At 57.4% G+C, this 23,646-nt stretch carries 27 protein-coding genes and 1 pseudogene; 25 read left to right on the top strand and 3 right to left on the bottom strand.

The genetic code is table 11. The annotated features are described in order from the left end of the window. The first annotated feature begins 396 nt into the window (after positions 1-396). The 10 genes from nifD (at position 397) to AC5V87_RS06405 (ending at position 10,661) form a co-directional block, all read left to right on the top strand. Positions 397-1,899 carry a nitrogenase molybdenum-iron protein alpha chain gene (gene nifD / locus AC5V87_RS06360; RefSeq protein WP_456840853.1) on the top strand — a complete coding sequence of 501 codons (1,503 nt, stop codon included), beginning with the start codon at positions 397-399 and terminating at the stop codon, positions 1,897-1,899. Between the two features lie 67 nt (positions 1,900-1,966). Continuing rightward, positions 1,967-3,523: a nitrogenase molybdenum-iron protein subunit beta gene (gene nifK, locus AC5V87_RS06365; protein ID WP_495370311.1), complete on the top strand. Its 1,557-nt coding sequence runs from the start codon at positions 1,967-1,969 to the stop codon at positions 3,521-3,523. Between the two features lie 97 nt (positions 3,524-3,620). Continuing rightward, on the top strand, positions 3,621-5,264 hold the full coding sequence (gene nifE, locus AC5V87_RS06370; RefSeq protein WP_456840851.1) for a nitrogenase iron-molybdenum cofactor biosynthesis protein NifE: 1,644 nt from the start codon (positions 3,621-3,623) through the stop codon (positions 5,262-5,264). A gap of 9 nt (positions 5,265-5,273) precedes the next feature. Next, complete coding sequence (gene nifN / locus AC5V87_RS06375; protein WP_456840850.1) at positions 5,274-6,683, top strand: nitrogenase iron-molybdenum cofactor biosynthesis protein NifN; 1,410 nt, start codon at positions 5,274-5,276, stop codon at positions 6,681-6,683. Further along, the gene (nifX, locus tag AC5V87_RS06380; RefSeq protein WP_495370312.1) at positions 6,680-7,075 is read left to right on the top strand and encodes a nitrogen fixation protein NifX; all 396 of its coding nucleotides are present in this window, start codon (positions 6,680-6,682) and stop codon (positions 7,073-7,075) included. The genes nifN and nifX overlap by 4 nt, the downstream gene beginning before the upstream one ends. A 6-nt stretch (positions 7,076-7,081) precedes the next feature. Further along, positions 7,082-7,558, top strand: coding sequence for a NifX-associated nitrogen fixation protein (locus tag AC5V87_RS06385; protein ID WP_495370313.1), 477 nt, complete (start codon positions 7,082-7,084; stop codon positions 7,556-7,558). Beyond that, positions 7,555-7,755: a CCE_0567 family metalloprotein gene (locus AC5V87_RS06390; RefSeq protein WP_456840847.1), complete on the top strand. Its 201-nt coding sequence runs from the start codon at positions 7,555-7,557 to the stop codon at positions 7,753-7,755. Before AC5V87_RS06385 ends, AC5V87_RS06390 begins: the two co-directional genes overlap by 4 nt. 11 nt (positions 7,756-7,766) lie before the next feature. Beyond that, entirely contained in the window at positions 7,767-8,063 is a 297-nt protein-coding gene (fdxB, locus tag AC5V87_RS06395) for a ferredoxin III, nif-specific (RefSeq protein ID WP_456840846.1), read from the top strand. Positions 8,064-9,043: 980 nt separating this feature from the next. Further along, positions 9,044-9,778 (top strand): host specificity protein, encoded by a 735-nt coding sequence (locus AC5V87_RS06400; RefSeq protein ID WP_495371837.1) that lies wholly within the window; start codon positions 9,044-9,046, stop codon positions 9,776-9,778. 487 nt (positions 9,779-10,265) lie between these two features. Then, positions 10,266-10,661 carry a Rieske (2Fe-2S) protein gene (locus tag AC5V87_RS06405; RefSeq protein ID WP_456840844.1) on the top strand — a complete coding sequence of 132 codons (396 nt, stop codon included), beginning with the start codon at positions 10,266-10,268 and terminating at the stop codon, positions 10,659-10,661. A 9-nt stretch (positions 10,662-10,670) separates the two neighbouring features. On the opposite strand, the gene AC5V87_RS06410 is transcribed toward AC5V87_RS06405, so the two are convergent. After that, on the bottom strand, positions 10,671-11,261 hold the full coding sequence (locus AC5V87_RS06410; RefSeq protein WP_495370314.1) for a hypothetical protein: 591 nt from the start codon (positions 11,259-11,261) through the stop codon (positions 10,671-10,673). 271 nt (positions 11,262-11,532) lie between these two features. Here AC5V87_RS06410 and AC5V87_RS06415 point away from each other — a divergent pair, with 271 nt between their 5' ends. From AC5V87_RS06415 to AC5V87_RS06485, 15 genes and pseudogenes are all read left to right on the top strand, one after another. After that, positions 11,533-11,853: an iron-sulfur cluster assembly accessory protein gene (locus AC5V87_RS06415; protein ID WP_495370315.1), complete on the top strand. Its 321-nt coding sequence runs from the start codon at positions 11,533-11,535 to the stop codon at positions 11,851-11,853. Positions 11,854-11,871: 18 nt separating this feature from the next. Then, positions 11,872-12,162: a NifU family protein gene (locus AC5V87_RS06420; RefSeq protein ID WP_495370316.1), complete on the top strand. Its 291-nt coding sequence runs from the start codon at positions 11,872-11,874 to the stop codon at positions 12,160-12,162. Further along, positions 12,159-13,331 carry a cysteine desulfurase NifS gene (nifS, locus tag AC5V87_RS06425; protein ID WP_495370317.1) on the top strand — a complete coding sequence of 391 codons (1,173 nt, stop codon included), beginning with the start codon at positions 12,159-12,161 and terminating at the stop codon, positions 13,329-13,331. The genes AC5V87_RS06420 and nifS overlap by 4 nt, the downstream gene beginning before the upstream one ends. A gap of 5 nt (positions 13,332-13,336) precedes the next feature. Beyond that, complete coding sequence (gene nifT / locus AC5V87_RS06430; RefSeq protein WP_495370318.1) at positions 13,337-13,561, top strand: putative nitrogen fixation protein NifT; 225 nt, start codon at positions 13,337-13,339, stop codon at positions 13,559-13,561. A gap of 52 nt (positions 13,562-13,613) precedes the next feature. Beyond that, a complete protein-coding gene (locus tag AC5V87_RS06435; protein ID WP_495370319.1) occupies positions 13,614-14,075 on the top strand; it encodes an SIR2 family protein in 462 nt (153 codons plus the stop codon). Positions 14,076-14,418: 343 nt separating this feature from the next. After that, positions 14,419-15,975: a nitrogenase cofactor biosynthesis protein NifB gene (nifB, locus tag AC5V87_RS06440; RefSeq protein ID WP_495370320.1), complete on the top strand. Its 1,557-nt coding sequence runs from the start codon at positions 14,419-14,421 to the stop codon at positions 15,973-15,975. Positions 15,976-15,987: 12 nt separating this feature from the next. Further along, a pseudogene (locus AC5V87_RS06445) lies at positions 15,988-16,210 on the top strand (4Fe-4S binding protein). Positions 16,211-16,565: 355 nt separating this feature from the next. Next, positions 16,566-16,880: a nitrogen fixation protein NifZ gene (locus tag AC5V87_RS06450; RefSeq protein ID WP_495370321.1), complete on the top strand. Its 315-nt coding sequence runs from the start codon at positions 16,566-16,568 to the stop codon at positions 16,878-16,880. After that, a complete protein-coding gene (locus tag AC5V87_RS06455; protein WP_495370322.1) occupies positions 16,877-17,134 on the top strand; it encodes a nitrogen fixation protein NifZ in 258 nt (85 codons plus the stop codon). The genes AC5V87_RS06450 and AC5V87_RS06455 overlap by 4 nt, the downstream gene beginning before the upstream one ends. Then, positions 17,131-17,490, top strand: a complete 360-nt coding sequence (locus AC5V87_RS06460; protein WP_456840834.1) for a DUF3024 domain-containing protein — start codon at positions 17,131-17,133, stop codon at positions 17,488-17,490. Before AC5V87_RS06455 ends, AC5V87_RS06460 begins: the two co-directional genes overlap by 4 nt. A 34-nt stretch (positions 17,491-17,524) precedes the next feature. Then, entirely contained in the window at positions 17,525-17,794 is a 270-nt protein-coding gene (locus AC5V87_RS06465) for a DUF6129 family protein (protein ID WP_456840833.1), read from the top strand. Between the two features lie 41 nt (positions 17,795-17,835). Continuing rightward, positions 17,836-18,990 carry a DegT/DnrJ/EryC1/StrS family aminotransferase gene (locus AC5V87_RS06470; RefSeq protein WP_495371838.1) on the top strand — a complete coding sequence of 385 codons (1,155 nt, stop codon included), beginning with the start codon at positions 17,836-17,838 and terminating at the stop codon, positions 18,988-18,990. Positions 18,991-19,351: 361 nt separating this feature from the next. Continuing rightward, on the top strand, positions 19,352-19,573 hold the full coding sequence (locus AC5V87_RS06475) for a hypothetical protein (RefSeq protein ID WP_456840832.1): 222 nt from the start codon (positions 19,352-19,354) through the stop codon (positions 19,571-19,573). A gap of 23 nt (positions 19,574-19,596) precedes the next feature. After that, complete coding sequence (locus AC5V87_RS06480) at positions 19,597-20,043, top strand: Rieske (2Fe-2S) protein (protein WP_495370323.1); 447 nt, start codon at positions 19,597-19,599, stop codon at positions 20,041-20,043. 1,148 nt (positions 20,044-21,191) lie between these two features. Further along, complete coding sequence (locus AC5V87_RS06485) at positions 21,192-21,539, top strand: (2Fe-2S) ferredoxin domain-containing protein (RefSeq protein ID WP_495370324.1); 348 nt, start codon at positions 21,192-21,194, stop codon at positions 21,537-21,539. A gap of 421 nt (positions 21,540-21,960) precedes the next feature. Here the strand turns inward: AC5V87_RS06485 and AC5V87_RS06490 are convergent, their stop codons facing one another. Next, the gene (locus tag AC5V87_RS06490; RefSeq protein ID WP_495370325.1) at positions 21,961-22,689 is read right to left on the bottom strand and encodes an OmpW/AlkL family protein; all 729 of its coding nucleotides are present in this window, start codon (positions 22,687-22,689) and stop codon (positions 21,961-21,963) included. 444 nt (positions 22,690-23,133) lie between these two features. Next, positions 23,134-23,547 carry an ArsC/Spx/MgsR family protein gene (locus tag AC5V87_RS06495; RefSeq protein WP_495370326.1) on the bottom strand — a complete coding sequence of 138 codons (414 nt, stop codon included), beginning with the start codon at positions 23,545-23,547 and terminating at the stop codon, positions 23,134-23,136. Positions 23,548-23,646 lie beyond the last annotated feature (99 nt).

Consider the following 23,646-nt stretch of genomic DNA (forward strand, 5'->3'; position numbering starts at 1 on the left):
CATCGCATAACAGCAGGTAAGCACCTGTAGGTCGCAGCAAGCATAGATAAGATTGGCAGACCTGTGTCGGCCAGCCGCCCTTGCGGCCGGCCTTCCTGTGCAGCGCCTTCGGCGAGGGCGATCGCAGAGTACTGCGATCGCGGGACACGTTCGAGAATTGGGCGGACAATTTCACGCATAGCCAGCCCTTGTTCCATTTCGAACAGGGCCAAGCCAAGAGTTCTCTGCCTAAAGCGTAATGTCGGGTTCGCAACAAGAACCCCCATACCCGCACGAGGCCCGCTAAGCGATTTTGATTGCTATGTTTTCGGTGCTCATGAGGCGCTGGCATGCTGGTTGCAAAAGTCTTGCCCAAGAAAGCCGCTCTCGCAACAGCTAACATTTGAAGGACATCAGATGAGTCTCGCCACGACCCAGAGCATCGAAGAAATCAGGGCTCGCAACAAAGAGCTGATCGAGGAGGTGCTGAAGGTCTATCCGGAGAAAACCGCGAAACGGCGTGCCAAGCACCTCAACGTTCACCAGGCCGGCAAGTCAGATTGCGGGGTGAAGTCCAACATCAAATCCATACCTGGCGTGATGACGATCAGAGGCTGCGCCTATGCAGGGTCAAAGGGAGTGGTCTGGGGACCGATCAAGGACATGGTCCATATAAGTCATGGCCCGGTAGGCTGCGGTCAATACTCGTGGGGCTCGCGACGCAATTATTACGTTGGCACGACGGGGATCGATAGCTTCGTGACCCTGCAGTTCACCTCCGACTTCCAGGAAAAGGATATCGTATTCGGTGGCGACAAAAAGCTGGTCAAAATTCTTGACGAAATCCAGGAGCTGTTTCCGCTCAACAACGGCATCACAATCCAATCGGAATGCCCGATCGGATTGATCGGTGACGACATCGAGGCCGTGTCGAGAGCAAAATCCAAGGAATACGGCGGCAAGACGATCGTCCCGGTCCGTTGCGAGGGCTTTCGGGGTGTGTCGCAGTCACTTGGCCATCACATCGCCAACGACGCGGTGCGCGATTGGATTTTCGACCAGCTCGAGTCCGATGGCAAACCAAAGTTTGAGCCGACGCCGTACGATGTTGCGATCATCGGAGACTACAATATCGGCGGCGACGCCTGGTCATCGCGAATTCTGCTAGAGGAGATGGGCCTGCGGGTGATCGCGCAGTGGTCAGGCGACGGTTCACTAGCTGAACTCGAAGCAACGCCGAAGGCAAAGCTCAACATTCTGCATTGCTACCGTTCTATGAACTACATCTCGCGCCACATGGAAGAGAAGTTCGGTATCCCCTGGTGCGAGTATAACTTCTTCGGACCTTCAAAGATCGCGGAGTCGCTGCGCAAGATTGCTGGCTATTTCGACGACAAGATCAAGGAAGGCGCCGAGCGGGTGATTGAAAAGTACCAACCGCTGGTGAGCGCTGTGATCGCAAAATATCGCCCGCGCCTGGATGGCAAGACGGTGATGCTGTACGTCGGTGGGCTACGTCCGCGTCATGTGATTGGCGCATACGAGGACCTCGGCATGGAAGTCATTGGTACCGGATACGAGTTCGGTCACAACGACGACTATCAGCGCACAGCTCAGCACTACGTAAAGGACAGCACGCTCATCTACGATGACGTTAACGGCTATGAGTTCGAGCGCTTCGTCGAAAAACTCCAGCCTGACCTTGTCGGCTCGGGCATCAAGGAAAAATACGTTTTTCAAAAGATGGGTGTGCCGTTCCGGCAGATGCACTCCTGGGACTATTCGGGCCCCTATCACGGCTATGACGGCTTTGCCATCTTTGCCCGCGACATGGACATGGCCATCAACTCGCCCGTCTGGAAGAAAACGAAGGCTCCCTGGAAGGAAGCTTCGAGGGCCAAGCTCCTGGCTGCAGAATAAACCAACTCATTCTCGCTCTGTGGGAAAGCCGGGGCGACACCAATCTCGATAGTGAAGGATTTCAACAATGGCGCAGAGTGCCGAACACGTGCTCGATCATTTCGAACTGTTCCGAGGTCCAGAATACCAGGAGATGCTGGCCAAGAAGAAGATATTCGAGAATCCTCGCGATCCCGCCGAGGTCGAACGCATCAAGGAATGGACGAAGACGGCCGAATATCGCGAGAAAAACTTTGCGCGGGAGGCGCTAGCGGTAAATCCAGCCAAGGCATGCCAGCCGCTTGGCGCCGTATTCGCTTCTGTTGGCTTTGAGGGCACGCTGCCCTTCGTCCACGGCTCGCAAGGCTGCGTGGCCTATTACCGCAGCCATCTGTCGCGGCACTTTAAGGAGCCGTCTTCCTGCGTCTCCTCGTCGATGACGGAAGACGCTGCCGTATTCGGCGGCCTGAACAACATGATCGACGGGCTCGCGAACAGCTACAACATGTACAAACCCAAGATGATTGCGGTCTCGACCACCTGCATGGCCGAGGTGATCGGCGATGACCTCAACGCCTTCATCAAAACGTCGAAAGAAAAAGGCTCGGTTCCGGCGGACTTCGACGTGCCATTCGCCCATACGCCGGCGTTCGTCGGTAGCCACGTCACCGGTTATGACAATGCGCTCAAGGGCATTCTGGAACATTTTTGGGATGGTAAGGCCGGAACAGCGCCGAAGCTGGAGCGCAAGCAGAATGGGACGATCAACATCATTGGTGGGTTCGACGGCTATACCGTCGGGAACCTTCGCGAGATCAAGCGCGTCTTGGCGTTGATGGGCATCCAGCACACCATTCTCGCGGACAATTCTGAAGTCTTCGATACTCCGACAGACGGCGAATTCCGGATGTATGACGGAGGCACGACGCTGGAAGATGCGGCCAATGCGGTTCACGCCAAGGCGACAATCTCCATGCAGCAGTGGTGCACCGAAAAAACGCTGCCATTCGTGGCTGAGCATGGGCAGGACGTCATATCCTTCAACTACCCGGTGGGCTTGTCCGCAACGGATGACTTTATCGTGGCGCTGTCACGCATCAGCGGCAAGGAGATTCCCGAGCAACTGGCGCGAGAACGTGGCCGCCTGGTCGACGCCATCGCTGACTCCAGCGCGCATATCCATGGCAAGAAGTTTGCGATCTATGGCGATCCGGATCTTTGCTATGGGCTGGCTGCGTTTCTGCTCGAACTCGGCGCCGAACCGACCCATGTGCTGTCTACGAACGGCAGCAAGGCATGGCACGAAAAAATGCAGGTGCTGCTTGCGAGCTCGCCATTTGGGCAGGGCTGCCAAGCCTATCCGGGCCGAGACCTCTGGCACATGCGCTCACTCTTGTTCACCGAGCCAGTCGATTTTCTGATTGGCAACACCTATGGGAAGTATCTGGAGCGCGATACTGGAACGCCACTGATCCGCATCGGCTTTCCGGTTTTTGATCGGCATCACCATCACCGCTCCCCCCTATGGGGCTATCAGGGCGGCCTGAATGTGCTGGTGAAGATCCTGGACAAGATCTTCGATGAGATCGACAAGAAGACAAACATTCTTGGCAAAACTGACTACAGCTTCGACATCATTCGTTGATGAGCGACCGTGGCTGTGCCATCGCCCAATCACTCGGCGATGGCACAAGCACACGACCGTTGACCATGCAATTAGTTTGCGCTGAGAGGAAAAATGGATGAGTTCACTAGCGACCGCGGTCCAGAATGTTTTTGACGAGCCGGGCTGCGCCAAGAACGGCAGTAAGTCGGAGACTGAACGCAAGAACGGCTGCACCAAACAACTCCAGCCGGGTAGCGCTGCCGGCGGCTGTGCTTTCGATGGCGCCAAGGTTGCGCTGCAGCCGTTCACCGATGTCGCTCACTTGGTGCACGGTCCGATCGCGTGCGAAGGCAATTCCTGGGACAATCGCAGCGCGGCGTCGTCAGGCTCGAATCTGTGGCGCACCGCGTTCACAACCGATTTGAGCGAAACCGATATTGTATTCGGAGGCGAGAAGCGGCTCTGCAAAGCGATCAAGGAGATCATCGACAAGTGCGACCCTCCCGCCATCTTCGTGTATCAAACGTGCATCCCTGCGATGATCGGCGACGACATCAACGCAGTCTGTAAGGCAGCATCTCAAAGGTTTGCAAAGCCGGTGATCCCGATCAATTCCCCGGGCTTCGTCGGCTCGAAGAACCTCGGTAACAAGCTCGCAGGCGAGGCGTTGCTCGACTATGTAATCGGGACGCAAGAGCCAGACTACACCACTCCCTACGATATTAACCTAATCGGGGAATACAACCTTTCGGGAGAGCTCTGGCAAGTGAAGCCATTGCTAGACGAGCTTGGAGTACGGATTCTCTCCTGTATCTCCGGCGATGGCAGGTATTGCGAAGTCGCTTCATCTCATCGCGCGCGGGCGGCGATGTTGGTGTGCTCAAAGTCCATGATCAACGTCGCACGCAAGATGGAGCAACGCTACGGCATCCCGTTCTTCGAGGGGTCGTTCTACGGTATTCAAGATTCGAGCGAATCGCTGCGTCAGCTTGCCCGGTTATTGGTTGAGCGCGGCGCGCCTACAGATCTGCTCGGGCGCACTGAAGCGGTGATCGCGCGTGAGGAAGCGTGGGCCCGGGCTGCGATAGAACCGTACAAGCCACGATTCGAAGGCAAGAAGGCCTTGTTGATTACCGGCGGCGTCAAGTCATGGTCAATCGTTGCGGCACTCCAGGAAGCCGGGCTTGAGTTAGTCGGAACCAGCGTCAAGAAATCAACCGGGAAAGACAAGGAGCGCATCAAGGAGCTCATGGGGCAGGATGCGTACATGATTGAGGACATGACGCCGCGCGAAATGTATCAGATGTTGAAGGGAGCAAAAGCGGACATCATGCTATCGGGCGGCAAGTCGCAGTTCGTCGCGCTGAAAGCGGCGATGCCCTGGCTCGACATCAACCAGGAGCGTTGCCACGCCTATATGGGCTATGTCGGAATGGTCAAGCTGGTGGAGGAGATCGATAAGTCGCTCTCCAGTCCGATGTGGGAGCAGCTTCGTCGACCGGCACCATGGCAGGCATTGGCCAAGGCGATGGAGCAGATGCAATCGCCGGCGGCGATCGCCTCCGATCCGGCGCTCGGCGAAACCGAGCGCCGCTCGAGGAAGATCTGCGTGTGTAACACGGTCGATCTGGGCACTATTGAGGATGCAATCTACGCGCACGGCCTGAGGAGCGTCGCAGCGGTGAGAGAGCATACCAATGCGGCCGGTGGCTGCTGCCAGCGACGCATCGAAGGTATCTTGGTGTCCGAGCCATCTGCCATGCGACAGGCGGCAGAATAGGGAGGCGTCATGGCCATCGTCACGGCGACGACGAAAGCCTGCGCTGTGAACCCGCTGAAGATGAGTCAGCCGATCGGCGGCGCATTCGCCTTCATGGGGTTGCGCGGCGCGATGCCGCTTCTGCACGGTTCTCAGGGATGCACATCCTTTGGGCTCACGCTCTTCGTCCGGCATTTCAAAGAGGCAGTACCGCTGCAGACCACCGCAATGAGCGAGGTCGCGACCGTACTCGGCGGGTATGAGAATCTCGAGCAGGCGATACTGAACATCCACAACCGTACCAAGCCAAACATCATCGGAATCTGCTCGACCGGTGTCACCGAGACCAACGGCGACGATGTGGATGCCTACCTCAAGCTAATCCGGAACAAGCATCCGCAACTTGCAAAGTTGCCACTGGTGTATGTCTCGACGCCTGATTTCAAGGGCGCGTTCCAGGACGGGTGGGAGAAGGCTGTGGCACGCATTGTGGAGGTGGTGGTGGATGGGCCCAATGCCAATCGGTTGCGGGATCCATCCAGGGTGAATGTTCTCCCGGGATGTCACCTGACGCCCGGCGACATTGATGAACTTCGTGTCATACTGGAAGATTTCGGGTTGTGCCCGTCCTTCCTTCCTGACGTAGCAGCATCGCTCGATGGACATATCCCCGATGAGTTTACGCCTACGACCATCGGCGGCATCGGCGTCGACGAAATTGCGAGCATGAGCCGCGCCGGATGGACGATTGCAATCGGGGCGCAGATGCAGCGTGCGGCAGAGGTCATGCAGCTCAAGACCGGCGTGCCTTTTCGTGTCTTCGAGCGGCTGTGTGGTCTCTGTCCGAACGACGAATTCATGACGTTCTTGAGCGAGATCAGCGGTCGCCCCATACCCTTAAAATATCGGCGCCAGCGCGGTCAGCTAGCCGACGCAATGCTGGACGCGCACTTCCACATCGGTGGTCGCAAAGTTGCTATCGGCGCTGAGCCAGACCTTCTGTTCGATTTGTCCGGCATGCTGCACGACATGGGCGCTCAGGTGGCAGCGGCCGTGACGACCACTCAGTCGGAGGTGATCGAGCGGATCAAGACCAAGGAAGTACTCATCGGCGATCTCGAGGATCTGGAAGCGCTTGCCAAAACACACCATTGCGACCTCTTGATCACGCATTCGCATGGCAGGCAAGCGGCGGCGCGGCTGAAATTGCCGTTCTATCGCACGGGTTTTCCGATGTTCGATCGGCTTGGTGCGGGACACCAACTATCCGTGGGCTATCGTGGTACCCGCAATCGGATCTTCGAAATCGCCAACCTCGTGATCGCGCACCGCGAGGAAAACGATCAGCCTACGCCCGATAGATGGCGGACTGCGTCCGGACTGCCACGTTACTCGGGCGATCGCAGCTCCACCGGCGAGGCTGGGGAGGCGTTTGGATGAAGGTTGCGTTTGCTACTCAGGACCTGAGACGAGTCGATGCCCATTTTGGTTGGGCGAAGAATATCGCAATCTACGATGTCACACCTGGCGGGCACGTGTTTCTCAAAGCGATTGAGTTTGAGGGCGATCTTAAGGAAGACGGCAACGACGACAAGTTGGCGCCGAAGATCGAGGCGATCAAGGATTGCGCAATCCTTTACGTCGCCGCCATTGGTGGTGCCGGAGCTGCGCGAGTGGTGGCCAACAAGGTCCATCCTATCAAGGTGAACAAACCAGAAAGCATTCTGGTGTTGCTCGAAAAACTCGAGCGCGTACTGAAGGGCACGCCACCTCCCTGGCTACGCAAGGCCATGGCAAAGGACCGACGGCGTACGTTCGAGTTCGACGAATGAGATGATATGACCGCAAAAAGTGAGCAACAGGACAGCGTCGTCGACGCGCCGTTCCTCAAGGAGTTGATCAAGATTTGGCGTGCTCAGGATACCAACGGAACCTGGGAGGCGAAGAGCGATCTTGACCTGCTCGAACCGTATATCCTGGACAAGAAGAAACGGCGCGCGTTGCCGATTATCGGTGATCCTGATCCTGATACGCTGTGGCGGCTTAAGCTGTTCTTCGATGCGGTCGCGCTCTCGATCGAGAGGGAGACCGGCGTGATGATCCAGCCGATTCTGGATCTGCATCATGAAGGCTTCGGCCGCATGGTGCTCATCTCAGGCCGGCTGATCGCCGTGAACAAGCAGCTGCGCGATGTGCATCGCTTCGGATTCGATAATTTCGTAAAGCTCGCGCAGGAGGGCGACAAGTATGTCAGCCACGGAATCGACCTGATTCGGAAATTTCCGGACGTGGCAAACTATCGGGGATACTCATGAGCGATCGTGAAACACTGAAGGCAGAACTAAGGAAGGTGTCCGCCAAGGCGATACAGGCCAAGATGGATCTGCACGACCTTTCGGAAGAATTACCCATCAACTGGACCTCGATCATGGTGGTGGCGCAGAAGGCGTACGATGCCTATGCGGAACTTGAGCGGAAGGGCCTCGACTTGAAGGCGCTTGAAAAGACTTAAAGGGGCAATGCATGTCGTTTCAAACACGAGACGGACGCGACTGGACGCCACAATACCTGATCTCGATCGATCCCAAGAAGTGCATCGGCTGTGGCCGCTGTTTCAAGGTTTGCGGCCGTGATGTCATGACGTTGAAAGGAATCAGCGAGGATGGTGAATTTGTCAGCCTCGATGACGACGACGATGAGATCGAAAAGAAGATCATGGTCCTGAATGATCAAGGCGCCTGCATTGGCTGCGGTGCATGCGCCAGGGTTTGCCCGGCCAACTGCCAGACTCACACGTCAGCCATACCTGAAGCGGCGTGAGAGAACACAACTCGTCCTGTCGCGGCACGCGAGATATAGGTGAGGAAAGGTGCAATTTTGATCAGGTGAACTCATGGTGAGGACGGCGCGCCAGAAGGATCTCGATTAAACATCGAATAGCAAGATCGAGCGAGCTAAAGCGCAAGCAAAGCCGGTGGGCGCCGGCTATATTATGCCGATACAACAGCTGTTGTTCACAAACCACTCGTCTCCAAGGTTCGCCTATCGTACAACGCGCGCCGCGTCGCGCAGCGCTAAGTAGATCGAAGTGCCTGTCATGATGGAGTCCGAAGAGCATAGTTGAAGGCAGGTAGCCACTACGTTGGCGATTTGATCCGAGGCGATGCAATGCATGTCTGCTTGCGATCGGGAGAAGCTTACGTGTCCGCCGCCGATCGTGGACAATGATGTCTGCCTAGATGGTCGATTCTGTAGAGAACGTGATGTGCCGGGAACACCTTAGTTGGTCTTCTTGCGCACGGGTGACGGACGCCATTTCGCTGCCCAGTTACACAAGTCTTTGCAATAGAGCATGTGGACATCGAGAGCACATCGTCAATCAGACGCGGAACACTTGGCACGCAGGTCTCTAATTGTCGTTGCGCGGGTCCCTGGTCAGGCCCGGTGCCCATCTGTAGACGTTGGTCTCTTTGACGGATCGGCAGCCGGCGATTTTACGTGCGATTCTACCCACAGATCGCGGCTTGTCGCAGCGACTATTTGTAACTCACGCGCAGAGTGCGTCGGGTAGTCACGCCGAAGCGCAGAGTGCTTTGGTCAGGTTGTGGTCAGCTAGGAATCCTATCCTAGCCGCAGAGCTTGCACGGCACGAGCTCACTTGCGTGCAACTTTGCCGATAGGAGAGCGCTCTCATGTATGGCAGAAGCGTTGGCTCATCCAGCCAGTTCACAACCGGTAACCAAACTGACGATTCGTCAGAAGCGGGAGATAGTCCCCGGTTTGCCGAAACAGTTGCAGGAATGGAGCGAGGTGGGTCGTCATCCGCACCAGCGGCGTCATACTCTCTCGTTTCCGAGCCGCCCATTAGAGAGATCGACCGAGAGTCCTTCTTGCGCGGAGTTGAGAGATTCTTGCGCAATGATATCAGGCACATCGCCGACAACCCAGAAGAGTACTCGGACTTCGTCTCCCAGAAGGCTGAGCGCGCAGCGACGGTTGCTGGAAGTTACGCCAACACCTACGACGATCCAAATAAGCCAGCACGATTTTACAGCTACCAGTTGGGCGACGAAATCGTTGGGCTTCTAAGATCAGGAGGCCCGGCTCGGATTAAAGGAGACCATTTTCAGCAGCAGTTTGGGCGCAACGATATCACGTCCGTCGTAGATCTTAGGGTGACTCACCCGCTTGTCGAGAACGCTGGCGATATCTTGCTAGAACATCAACTGCGAGAGGACGGGGACCGTCCGCTGATCATGTCGCGCCCGGCCCTAGCAGGCATGGAACCTCGTCTAGCGGACATGGGCTTTGTTCCCGTAGGTCGTAACCACTGGGTGCTTGATCCTCACCAGCGCCCCGATGTGTGGGCGAAGAACGAGAACGATGAGTGGCAGCGGGTAGGCAAGCCTACGAAGTATCTTTCCAAAGATGGGGGCAGCGATGTCGGTCCTCAGAGAAGCTACGAAACGGATTCATCGGACGATGACCCTTCATTTTACTTGGAGCGCGCTCTTAGGGGGATGCACATGGAATAAATCTGCTGCAATAGCAGTAACGGGTCTGAAATGACGGACATTTAACCGTTCTATCTGAGCTCAACGGTCTTGCTTCAAAGGGGGCGCACGCTCGCTGCGTCGCCCCCGCCGGCTGAAACGTTCGTTCAACCTTTCTCCGAAGGCGCTTACGAAGCTGCGGTGGGATGCGATCCGAGTGGCGTAACGGGGGCTTCCTACAGTGGCCATCAACGAGCAGCAACGACCAGCCACCGCAGGCAGCTATCGCGCAATGGTGCAGAGGGCTTGGACCCGAAAGCTGCAGCTGCACGGCCTCCATAGAAACGGCAGCAAGGCCCAAATTGTCGAACTAATCGGTCCGGATTATGCGTCGGGTAATTGGGTGAGCCAGCAATGGCTGGCTTGCGCGTTGGATTACCACAGACACTATCAGCCCGGCACTTGTACGGTTCTTGCAGGTTGATTGCACAGCGGCAATGAAAAGCGTCTTGCAATGAATGGGCGATAAATGAAGCCAAATCCCGTCTACGCGATCTGCAGCTTTAACGACATTCCGAGCCGCCAAGCTATGGGGTTCCACCTTATGGTCGTGGATGATCACGGCAATCACCGGCCGTGGTCCATCGTTGTGGTGCGCTGGGGCAAAAAGGTGCTTGGCTACACCAATAAATGCCCGCACAACGGCGTCAATTTGGACTGGGTACCGGACGAATTCCTCGATCCATACGGTATACGGCTAATGTGCGGCAAGCATGGTTCGACCTTCGAACTCGGCACCGGCCGGTGCGTCGAAGGTCCATGTCAAGGTAGGGCGCTCACGCCGATCGCGTTGGCAGTTCTGGACGGTGATATCTGCGTGGTTGGTGTGCATCTTGTCGAAGACGATGTATCGGCCAACAACTGAAGACCGCGCTCAGACCGGCCGATTCTCGTTGCGGTTTTTCACAGGCTCCATCCTCTTTAGCCCGTCTTCGTACGAGATCTCCTCACAGGACAGGTCGAGATGCTTTGCGGCATCGAGGAGGTAATCAAGCTTTCCGCCCGGATCGAGCTTCTTGATATCGTCCTTGTTGAGCCCAACCAGGTCCATCATCTCCTTCCAGACCGTGGATTCATCGCACGGTAGGACGTGAAAGCTAATATCACCGAACCTCACTCGGTACTTCGCCAGTAAATCAATGTTGTTGCAGAAAATGAAGTAGCTGCCGGTTGGGCTTAAGGTGCCGTCAAGGACGGTCGCGATGTCAGCAAGATAGGCGAAGGAATGCAGGTAGCCGGCCAGCACCGGAATAGTGCGTTCGCCGTCCTGCGCGATCGTCAACACCTGCTCAATCGAATAGTCTGGCGGTCGCTTCTCGTCCGCGACCTGAGTCTGGAATTTTAGTGCCACGTCGCCACGAAAGCCGAACCGGCCCGGCTTGGTAGTCCCGCCTTTGAGTACAGCATTGAGCAGGCGGCCCTCCTTCTCAAGTCTGCCGAGTGCGGTGTTCTCGATTGCAGTCATTAAATTCTTCCTCGATCTAAACCCTTCACCGACGCCTTGGCCGGTGCCAGGTGCGATGCAAATTGCTTGCCGTCGCATGCGTAGCGGCCTTCGCCGTAGCTTAGAAAAAAACGCGTCCGTGGCTGCTATCGCCTCAAGGAGCCTTGTCGGGAACCCGACAACAGCTTCAATGCCAACAGGCGCGATCCAAAGAAGTGAGCATCATCAAGCGTCTGCCCGCTGGCACCTGACTTGCACTTTCCAGCTAGATCCATGCTGATGAGGGAAAGCCGTGATCAACCTGACGGATAGCGCAGTGAATGCAATCAAGAGCGCGATTTCATCGTCGACCCGCCCGACCGGCGGTCTGCGCGTCATGATCGAAGCGGGCGGCTGCAATGGACTCAAATACAAGATGGCTCTGGTCGAAGAACCGAAGCCTGACGACACCGTGATCGAATGCGATGGGCTGAAGGTGTTCGTCGATAACAAGAGCCGTGACCATCTGATCGGGACGACAATCGATTTCTTGACGGCAGTAGAGACTTCTGGCTTTACGTTTCACAACCCGAACGCCACCGCGAACTGCTCATGCGGAAAATCGTTCAGCTGATGAGGAGGGCATCGAAGTATGCCGGCCGAACCGGAACAACTGAGGCAATCGTCACCCATTGCTACAGACCGAGAGCGTCGCTTTCGCGGCGCCATCGAAGCGATTGGACCCAATCTGCAACGCGATGGTGGCGACTGTCACCTGATCGGGATTGCTCGCAGCAGGGTCATGGTCAGGCTGTCCGCTGGCCGCAGGTTGTGCAAGCGTTCAAGCGTGACATTTAAAGGCATTCAGGCGCGGCTTGTCGATAAACTCGGCGAATTGGTTCGCCTAATCCCCGTCGCGGCTGCAGGCGAGGTGGCCGATTGAGCGAAAATCGAATGCTGATTTACCTCGATAATAATGCAACGACGCGGACCGATCCATCCGTCGTGCAAGCCATGTTGCCGTTCTTCACCGAGCAATTCGGCAATGCCTCGTCCACGCATGCCTTCGGCAGCGGGGTCGCAGTCGCTGTGAGGCAGGCCCGGCGTAGCTTGCGTATCCTGCTAGGGAACGCATGCGATCATGAAATTGTTTTCACCTCGGGAGGGACCGAGAGCAATAATGCCGCGATCCTCTCTGCGCTTGCGATGCAGGAAGATCGCGACGAGATCGTCACCACCGCGGTAGAGCACTCCGCCATTCTTGCGCTGACCGAGCAATTGGCGACAAGAGGAGTCAAGACGCACATTGTACCCGTAGATTCCCGCGGCCGGCTCGACATCGAGGCGTTTCGCGGTGCACTCGGGCCACGCACAGCGATTGCCTCGGTTATGTGGGCCAACAACGAGACCGGAACGATGTTTCCCGTGGAATTTCTGGCGGGGTTGGCCCGTGAGGCCGGCGCGTTGTTTCACACTGATGCGGTCCAGGCCATCGGTAAGGTGTGCGTGAACCTGAAGGACAGTGCGATCGACATGCTGTCGCTATCCGGGCACAAACTGCACGGCCCGAAGGGGATCGGCGCGCTATATTTGCGCAAAGGCATAAAATTCCGGCCGCTGATCTGCGGCGGATCACAGGAACGAGGGCGCCGAGGCGGGACTGAGAATATTCCCGGCATTGTCGGCCTGGGAAAAGCCGCCGAGCTTGCGGCGGAGCGGCTTGAACCCGAACGCAATCGCATTGGCGCTTTGCGGGACCGTCTTGAGCAGGGAATCTTGAAGAATGGCGAGTGCGTTGTGCTCGGCGACGCTGGCAATAGGTTGGCGAACACAGCCAATATTGCATTCGACCATCTCGAAGGCGAAGCCATCGCCCACCATCTCGATCGGGCAGGCATCGCTGTGTCGCTCGGATCAGCCTGCAACTCCGGCTCCATTCAGCCATCGCATGTTCTGCGTGCCATGGGGTTGCCGCAGTGGCGGATACACGGCGCCGTGCGCTTTTCTCTGTCGCGTGAAACCTCTGTCGCGGAGGTCGATGAGGTCGTGTGCGCAGTGTCCGACATCATGGCTCGCCTGCGCGCCACCTGCCCCGTCGCAGTCAGGGAGTAGACCTCATGAAAATCATGATCCGCCGGTCTCCGGACGCGGGCCTGTCGATCTACGTGCCAAAAAAGGATCTCGAAGAGCCAATCGTTGAATCGGAGTACGAGACGCTATGGGGCGGCTGGATCAAAGTAGCTAATGGCTGGGTGCTTGATTTGCCTGAGATGCCGAGCGGCACACCGTTACCGATCACAATTAACGCTAAAAAACGGGGCCAGAAGGGGGACGATCCGTGAAGGCGCCTCCACAGATCGACTTTGTCGATGGTGCCGATGCAAAGGCGAGCTCGTGGACATCGCTGCCGGGCTGAGGGCCGCGCGCGCCATTCCCTATGTCGCTCCTAGCCTCGCCGAATCGCGCAGATCCGATATGCCGACCACGCCGGAGGCGTTGGCCAGCTTCTTCGCGAGCAAGGCTACGCCGCCGCGGCGGGCTAGGGACAATGCGTGGGCGCAGCATATCGAGATGAGTCGAGGCGTTGACCGAAATCGACATTCAGACACCAATTCCGGACATCATCAAGGAAGGGCGAACACCGGACAGACCTTTCTCTTCATCGGCTGTCGCTTCAACGACCAGCCCTTGCGTAGCTATGCCCGGCAGATCATCAAGCGCTCGGCCGACACCCACTATGCGATCATGGATCCGGGCGCGCTCTCTCGCAACGAGCTTCGCTTTCTACTCGAGCAAGGCCTTACACCGCTTGCGACCGGGCTCCCTTGCGCGGTTGAGATACTGATCACGCATTAGCGTCCTTGTGAAGCCCGAATCCCCCAGCTCGTGTCGAGCTATTTGCGAGAGCCGCAACGCGAGAAGATCCGTTCAGTGGAGCCGGGTTCCGGTGAGCTCAGCGCGAGAATGAATGCGCAAGCCATGAAGCGCTGCGTGAGAATGACGACGTATCTGTCGCACTGACAACAAGCGCATCATTGCATGTTCTTACATGAGTCAGCGCCCATCGTTTCCGCTAATTCGTGGAGGTATGGCTGCAATTTCATCGTCTCCGCCATGGCATGCAAGTTGCTACCCAGCTTCTTGAGGCTGGCTCACGGATGGTCTTGGGGCCGATGATGCCTGAAGGGAAAAATGAAAAATGAACGCGGTCGTCGGACGCGGAAAATATGTCAAAGCTGCAGTGGATGGCGGCAAGATGAAGTCCGCCGCCGAGCATAAGGGCTGCCGCGCTTCGGCCAACACCGGGCAGGCGAGCTGCGGCTCGCAGGCAGGGCAAGGCGATCTGCCGATCGAAATCTGGGAAAGGGTCAAGAACCATCCCTGCTACAGCGAAGAAGCGCATCATCATTACGCTCGCATGCATGTCGCGGTAGCGCCTGCCTGCAACATCCAGTGCAATTACTGCAACCGAAAATACGACTGCGCCAATGAATCGCGTCCGGGTGTGGTAAGCGAGAAGCTCACGCCCGAGCAGGCGGTAAGAAAAGTGCTCGCGGTCGCGACCGCCATTCCGCAGATGACGGTCCTTGGCATCGCTGGTCCCGGCGACCCCCTGGCCAATCCGGCAAAGACGTTCAAGACCTTCGAGCTGGTCGCCAAGGCGGCTCCAGACATCAAGCTTTGTTTGTCCACCAACGGACTGGCTCTGCCGGACCATATTGATGCCATCGCCAGGTCCAAAGTTGACCACGTCACCATCACCATCAACACGATCGATCCCGAAATCGGCGCCAAGATCTATCCGTGGATCTTCTTCAACCACAAGCGCTACACCGGCATCGACGCGGCAAAAATACTTACAGATCGCCAGCTGCAAGGCCTCGAGATGCTTAGCGAACGAGGTATCCTGTGCAAGGTCAACTCGGTGATGATTCCGAACGTCAACGACCGCCACTTGGTCGAGGTCAACAAGGCGGTGAAGTCGCGCGGTGCCTTCCTTCACAATATCATGCCACTGATCTCTGCGCCCGAGCACGGCACCGTATTTGGCCTCAACGGTCAGCGCGGACCGACTGCGTGGGAATTGAAGGCGCTGCAAGATGCTTGTGAAGGGGAGATAAAAATGATGCGGCATTGCCGCCAGTGCCGCGCGGATGCGGTCGGTCTACTCGGGGAGGATCGCAGCGCAGAGTTCACCACCGATCAGGTCATGAAAATGCACGTTCAATATAACTTAGACATGCGCAAGGCATATCAGAGCAGGGTAGAGCGTGAGCGTGCCGCCAAAGTCGCGGCCGGCCAAAAGGAGCTTGCCGAATGTGCCGGAGAGGCGAGCGCGATCACTCTTCTAGTGGCCGTCGCAACCAAGGGCTCGGGGTTGATCAACGAGCACTTTGGGCATGCAAAGGAATTCCAGGTTTACGAACTTTCTACATCCGGCGCTAAATTTGTCGGCCACCGCCGCGTGGACGTTTACTGCCAGGGTGGTTATGGCGAGGAGAACAGGCTTTCCGCCATCATGGGGGGCATCAATGACTGCCATGCGGTCTTCGTGTCCAAGATCGGCGGCTGCCCGAAAAGCAAACTGATCGAGGCGGGGATCGAGCCCGTCGATCAATACGCCCATGAGTTCATTGAGAAGTCGGCGATCGCCTGGTTCAAATCCTATCTGGACAAGGTGAAGCGCGGGGAGATCCAGCACATGCAGCGCGGCGGCGCCGCGATCCGGCAAGGATCTGAGATCTTTGCAGCGTAAAAGGGGGAATATGTGCCATTCAAGATTGTCGCCTCGCAGTGTACGAGCTGCTCAGCCTGTGAACCCTTATGCCCGAACGATGCCATCTCGGAGAAGGGGGAGCTTCGTCATTGAAGCAGCGAAATGCACTGAATGTGTTGGCCATTTCGACGAGCCGCAATGTGTCGCCGCCTGTCCGGTCGACAACACCTGCGTGGTTGACACATCCTTGCCTCGCTACCAGGCGCCAGCTTAAAGCGTGAGGCCCATGAGTGGCATGCCAATAGCTGGTTCAGAAAGCGTCATTAGCTACGTGCTGCGCGTTGGCGGCGGCGCAGTCGCCGACGTTCGGTCCTCCATCACGGACGAGGACTGCGCTGGATTGCCGTGCGTTCGTGCTGTAGCTGGTCGACAGCACGGCCTTGGCGGGCATTTCATTGCGCGCGGTTGTGCAAAGGCGGCTCGCGCTGCCGAGAGCGGCCTTCTCGACAGGGCTGCCATCGTCGATGTAACTAACGATGCCGCGTGATGATGAAGTGATGCAGGATCTTGGCTGCGGTAGCCGCGGCGGCCCCCCCGCATCTCAAGGAGCGATGCATGAGGAGCGATACATGGACAGCATCGTTCGCGACAGCGACGTCGTCGAGCTCACCGAGCCGCCTGTCTTCAGCTTTGGCCAAAAGGTGCGAGCCAATCGCACCATCCGCAATGATGGCACCTATCGCGGCAAGGAGATTGGCGACGTCTTAGTCAAGAAGGGAGAGGCGGGTTACGTCGTATCGATCGGCACGTTTCTGCAACAATTCTACATCTACGGCGTCGAATATCTCGAAAGCGGCTACCGAGTTGGCATGAAGCGCAGGGAACTGGAACCGGTGGACACCTGCGAGGAGGTCGATGATCTGCCATTGCCGGAGGAGTCGTGACGCAGCGCGGTTTTCCGAAATATCGGCGTGGCGAGCGGGACACGACCGCAGTCGACCTCGTCAACGACCGCTCATTTCCCGATACGGAGCCCGAGGGAGTCTTGCTCGCCGCCGGAGCGACCGGCGAGGTTATCAACGTGGCGATCCATACCGAAGCGAACGTGCCGATCTACGTTGTCGATTTTGGTAAGCAGCTGCTCATCCGCTGTCTTGAGGAAGAATCACAGTGCTTTGAATGGAGACTTTCGCCATGAATGCTGCCCTGATGAGAAAGATAAAGGCGGGGCTGGTGCCTCACCCCAACGAGCTCGATCGCAAACGGATCGAGCGCGGCTTGAGCTCACGCAGGCGCTATCTCTACGTCTCGCCGAACGTGACGCCGGTGAGGGGGGGCTACCTCGTCGAGAGCCCATGTTGCTCGCGCAACATCACCAAGGATGGCGCTCTCATCGATGTCGCGCTGATTCTTTATGATACCGTGTGCGGGGTCTGGAAGCTGTTTCGCAAGAACCACGCGCGAGGAATCTGGGAATTTTACAGCCTTTGCCATCGGTTGACTTCTGCAATCGACGAATTGAATGCGGATCCCGAGCGTCTGTTTTGGCAATGACGCCCCACCTTTTAGGAGTCAAAGAGGAGCCACGATGGCGCTCACCGCGGAGGAAGTGATCGAAATTGAGCGGCTGCTTGCAGCCGAGGGCGCCGAGATGGGTCCGTTCGTCGAGCTGCGCCGCCGCTTTCCGCAACTTGCTTGGGTGCGCTGTGATGCGTCGGATGTGACGGATCGGCCCTTCCGGCAGTTTCCGCATTTCGACCTTCATCTGATCGATGGAGCGGATCACTGCGTGCAGATTACGGCCGATCCGACGCGGGCGACCGGCATCGTATTGGCCAAAAGGAATGTTGGGCGGTGAGCACTACACTAGCAGAGTATCGGCTTGATGGCGCGCGCACTGTGGAGGAGAATACATCATTCATTCCACTGTCCGATCCCGATATCACCTTCGCCGAGCTCTCTGCAGTTGAAACGCTGCTGTGTTCGCCGCAAATCTCCAACGGGTGGACTACTGAGGCGTTTGAGCACGCTTTCGCCGCCTATCTTGGTCGCAAATATGCTGTTGCGGTCTCGAGTGGTACCATAGGGCTCCTCCTTGCGCTGAGGGCGCTCGGCATTGGCCCCGGGCACGAGGTTATCGCCTCGCCCTACTCCTTTCGTGAGACCGCGCACGCCATCAGTCTCGCAGGCGCACGAGCGGTATTTGCAGATATCGACTATTGGTCGGGAGCATTAGTCCCAGCGAAGGCCGAAGAGCGCATCACGGCCAACACGCGGGCGATTGTCGTCGGCAATCCCAACGGTCATCCAGCGCCATGGTCGGAGCTGCGCGCGGTCGCGCAGCGCCATCAGCTGCTGCTTTTGGAGGATTCCACCGAGGCGATCGGATCGAGCTACAAGGGTGAGCTCGTCGGCCGGTTTGGCGATATCGCGGTGTTCGACTTTGGTCAGCCGGTGGCCCTAACCTGTGGCGAAGGCGCAATGGTGGTGACCGACGATATCGACATCGCGCTCGGCTTGCGTCGCCATCGCGCCCATCGCCTGGACGAGCGCTCTTCCGTTGTTGTCGGTAGCACGGCACCGTATCAGGCCGGCATGAGCGATCTCACGGCTGCCTTGGGCCTAGCGCAGCTCAAGCGTCTCGACGAAATCCTGGAGCGGCGTCGGTTCGTCGAGCAGCTCTATAACGCGCATATGCAATCGTTTGAGGGCATCAAGCCACCTTATGTTGGCCCCGATGTGACCGAGGTGAACTGGTTGCTTTATCTCGTTCATCTGGGGACGCGCTTCACGCGATCAGGGCGCGACGCTATTATCGATGATTTGCGCGGTGCGCAGGTTGAATCCGCCGCTTATAGCCAACCGCTGCACTTGCAACGCCACTACTTCGACTTTGGCTACCGGCGTGGCGATTTCCTGGTTGCGGAAAAAATAGCAGATCGCGCTCTTGCGCTTCCGTTTCACACCCATCTCACGAACAAGCACATCGAGTTTATCGTCGAGACTATGAAAGATGCGTCGATAAACGTGGGAGCGGGTGCCGCGATTTACTAAGATGATCGTCATGCACGGCACCGAACAACGAGGGTTGAATTGCGATGTGCGTGGTAGGTCTCACCGCAAGAAATGAGCGACGGACCGAGGATCGTCGTTTGCGGCAGCGTTGTCGGATACATCGTGCCCCACATGCCGGGAGCGCGCCGCATGCCGCTGGAGGCATGCACTCGTCTTAAGGCCGCAAGAAAAATGCTCCTAGCGAGCGCGAAGAAGACCTGCTCGATAGCAGAGAAGGCGGCGCGTCCAAGGCGCGGCTTGAGAGCCTACGCGCCAAGGTGCCCAAAACCAAGCACATCAAAGTCGAGAGTCTCAGTGTCCGCTCAGGATCGTTTAGAGTTACCAAAAACAGGGGATCGGTATGAACTCGCAACAAGTCATCATCCACGTCCGCTTCGCTCCGAACGGAAGGGTGATCCAAATCAGCGAGCGTCCGGCGAAGCTCACGCCGAACCAGTGGTTTGACGTCCTCAACACCCGTGCCCGCTCCGCCTATCGAGCGCTCGCTCGTGGTCGTGGGATTTTTCAGCTGAGCCGGACTGCGATCGAAGCCTTCAAGCAGGAAAGTGCGAGGCCCGGATGAGCGAACCTATAATCAGCAACCTTATGAGCGGTAAGATCGAGGTTTTTGTCGTCTGTCCGGCCGATGCCATCGAGCGGAGTGGGGCCATGAGCTTTAGCCTGTCGCGGATTGACGATAGGGGCGAGAGCCGGCCGTTTCCGATTATTGTGGTGCGCACCTTCGGCAATGACTATTTTGGTTACGTGAACCGTTGTCCGCATGAGCGCGTCTGGCTGAACATCGGCTCCGGTACGTTTTTCTCGGCGGACCGCTCCTTTCTTAGATGCGGCCGGCACGGAGCGAGATTCGAGATCGACACTGGGATGTGCATCGACGGCCCCTGTGATGGACAATCGCTTGAGCCGGTAGCGCTCGCCGTGATCGAAGGTGACGTTTGCCTGTGCGGCGTCAAGCTGCTCGAGGACGATCGGTTTGCCGACCTCTTCGGGGACAGCGACGAGACCATGGATATCACGATCCATCCGGACTAACGGGCCTATCGGTTTGTTGTGCTCCAGCTGCCTGAGGCGCTTTGCCCTCGAATGAGGGCATTATACTCGTGAGCGTTGGTAGACGCGTGTCACAGCTTTTGATTGGTGAGACAAAAGAGGCACGTCGTCAGTTGCGAACCTGCACTCCGCGACCTCCGCAGCACCAACAAGCTGCTCTTGCGCTGGCTCGTCAAATCGAGGCCGGCGGACGGGACATGCTTCCTATCGCTGTCGATATCTTTCAGGGGAAATGCCCCCGGCGGCTGGAAGTTCGCCGAGGGCATCGTCTGGGCTTGGAGAATGGCGGGACCCAGACTGACAGGATCGTTTGGGGGATGAGGAACGACGATCCTGTGTCAGAAGGCCGGCCGGTGCAGCTGGCGTTGTTGCCTGCGCTGCAACTGCCATGCCAAACCTCGGTTCGTGCGACGCTCTTAGCGAATCGCGACACCATCGTCAGTCCCTGCCTCGTTGGGCTCGCGCGACAGGCGCTATCTGTTGAGCAAACGATAGATGGGCAGCGGCGCGGCGCAGCGTCCAGCTTCAGGGCGAAAAAGATGCTGTGGGCTCACGCCAGTCAATGCGCCCAGCACCCATGGCAGAACACGGCGCTCGATTCACCGCGCTATCTTCGAGCTTCTCGCTGGGCGGCTCGAGGGTCATGAAGATCGCTGCTCATTCCAAGATTTGATAGCGCAAGAGCTGGGCAAAATAACCGAGCTTGTCGGTTATTCTGCGTACGAATTGCAGAAGGTTGACGCGGGAGGTCAAACCGCTACGCGAGGTTTGTCGTGTCCGAAACAGAACCGAACGACATTGTCGCGACCTTCGTAACAATTGTAGGTCGCGCAAAGCAAGAGATCGTTCCAGTAACGAACGTTACGCATCTGGTGTGCAACTTGCTTCGGAGAAGTTGGATGGTGAGCAAGTTAAGAGGGAGCAAAAAGATCGAGGTGAGCAGAAGAGGTTGATCTTCAGCGACGACAATCACTAGGGTGCTCACTTATTTAGCCTGCTTTGGCAAGCGTGAGTTGAAATCATTAGCACCAATTGCTCGCTGCGGCGTTCAATCGTAAGAGATTGTGGGTTGCGATGTGCTCGCATCTTGCCTCTTCTCAGATGAAGCACATTGATCACAGGAAAGGCGCATGAACACAGAAACCGAATTCGAGCTTTCTCAACTTTATAGGCATCATGTCTTTGCCTGCAACACGCAGCGTCCGCCAACTCATCCGCACGGCAGCTGTGGCGCCTCCGGCGCGCAAGCCCTGTGGGATCGAATGGCCAAGGCGATCGAAGCGGAAGGCCTCAACGATATTGGCTTCACGATGGCAGGGTGCCTTGGCTTTTGTAACTCGGGTCCCTTGATGGTCGTCTATCCTGACGGAGTGTGGTATCGCGCGACCACGCCTGAGGATGTTGACGAAATCGTAAACTCCCACCTCAAGCAGGGAAAACGTGTTGACCGCCTTGTGATGGTGTTAAAGCGAAGCTAGACGCCTCCACTAGCGGCCACTTGCCCGGGCCAGCAAGCATTGACGGCTTGTCCGGCGATGAGCTGGCCGCTCGGAGGTCAGATCGTCTGAGATTGAGCGTAGCTATCGCGCCCCGGATGAGAACAGCAAGTCATTGACGTTTCGCGGCGTGCCGCCCTTCTTCTCCGGCCGAATCGGCAGATAGCGCGTTTGCGGGGCGCACTCTGGGCCATCTGCTTGTGTACTGTCGCTCCATGTCGCGCGATCCGTAGCTCACAGCGAGATCATTGCTGCAAAGGGCTCCCGGCGTCTCGCGAAATGACGCGCCCTTGACGCGTCATCTCGCTCTGCTTGCGCTGCGGTGAGGTTAGGGGACGCGCTCGATGAGCTCGCCGCGTCCGGGTTGATCAAAGGGAGTCCCCTGTCTGATCCTGTTCTAGTGTCAGAACTTGTAAGTGACGCCGCCGCTGACGAGCCATGGGTCGATGTGGGCGCGCCCGGTGACGGGAATCGAATTGTTTACGGTCGCGGTGTACTCCGGCCGCAGCCATAGCTTCTTCACGTCAAAGTTGAGGCCCCAGTTACGATCAAGCATGTAATCGAAGCCGAATTGGACCGCCGCGCCGAATTGGTTGCTGATGCGCAACTCCGTAACGGCAAGACCGCCGAGCGACGTATTGGCTGCCGATTGGTTGAAGAACGCAGTGTAGTTGATGCCCGCGCCGATATAGGGCTTGAGGGCGCCGAAATCGGTGAAGTGATATTGCAGGGTCAATGTTGGCGGCAACAGCCAGGCTTTGCCGATATCGAGGCCAGTGAGCGCGCCATTGCCGCTGATGTGATGGCTGGTCACGCCAAGAATGAGTTCGGCAGCAACGTTTCTTGTGAAGAAATAGGTGATGTCGAGCTCGGGTATGGCTTGATCGCTGATCGAAAGCCCAGAACTTGGTGAGGACAGCGAGGGCACCCCGGCGACGCTGACTGAGCTGCCTGCGGTATCCGGCAAGACGCCAAGCACGCGCAGGCGGATCATCCATGGATTGAATGATTGGATCGGGGGCGCTTTATAGTAGATCGGCCGGGCCAGATCTGCAGCCTGTACCGGGATGCTGGCGAACGAGGTTGCTAGCGCGAGGAGTGATGCCCTCGTCAGAACTGTCCTTGTTCTCATCGAATTCTCCATTCCAAAAAATCGCGCGAAGAGCCGCGCGAAATCTCTGTCACACAAGGCTAATGGCGGGGATTTGATACCGATCAAAATGGGAGCGAGCAGCGCGGAATTATGCCGCTACGTTGCATAAGGATCACGGCGGCAAAGCGTAGAGATCTGTTCTGATCGTTGTTCAACCCAAGAGAGCCGGGTCTCTTCAAGAAGCCGCATCTCGGCTTAGTGCTCCGATCCAATCCACGGCGGACGTCATGCGCGGTCGCGGCCTCTCACAAGAGCGAGCAGCGCGGCGATCGAGCGCAATATAGGCGATGCGCCCTTACGGGCAGCCACTCGCGCGGGCCGTCTCAGCGAAGGTCCCGTCGCCTCTTGCCCAAGAAGGAAGCCGGAAGTGGCAAACGTCATCTTTGGCTTGTTTGATGCGCTGGGAGCCGTTCCTTCGTTTCCTCAGGTCTGCGGACAGCGCGTGGGGTTTGCTTCGTGCAGGCATCCCTCGAGATCATCTTGCGTCTTTCGGCCAAGCAGCGACAGCACGGGCTCATGATCGAACCCGGCACATCGTGCCCCGTCTACGTCGATCAGCGGTCGTCGTATCAGGAGCGGATCGCCCACCATCAATGCGATTGCGCTTGCCGCGTCGATAGTATCGGGATTGATCTCGCCTGACTTGATACGTGTCGCCGCTCGGTTGAACCAGGAGGCAACGGGCATATTGCCGAAGAAGCGGCGTAATTGCTCCGCATCCCAAGGCTCCTTAAAGATGTCTTGGGCGATCACCTCGTGGCCGGCGGACTTCAGCGCTTGAATCTGACGCGCGTTAGTGGCGCAGCCGGGCTTCTGATAGAAGATGATTGTCGCCACGATATACCTCTGTAGGCGTGCAGAGCTGAACGATTGGCACAGCGCGGCTGCTTCGGGAGCCTCTTCAATTTCTTGCCGATCATCTCCAAAGTCGGCGCA

This window comes from Bradyrhizobium sp. SOJA106, assembly GCF_059448745.1.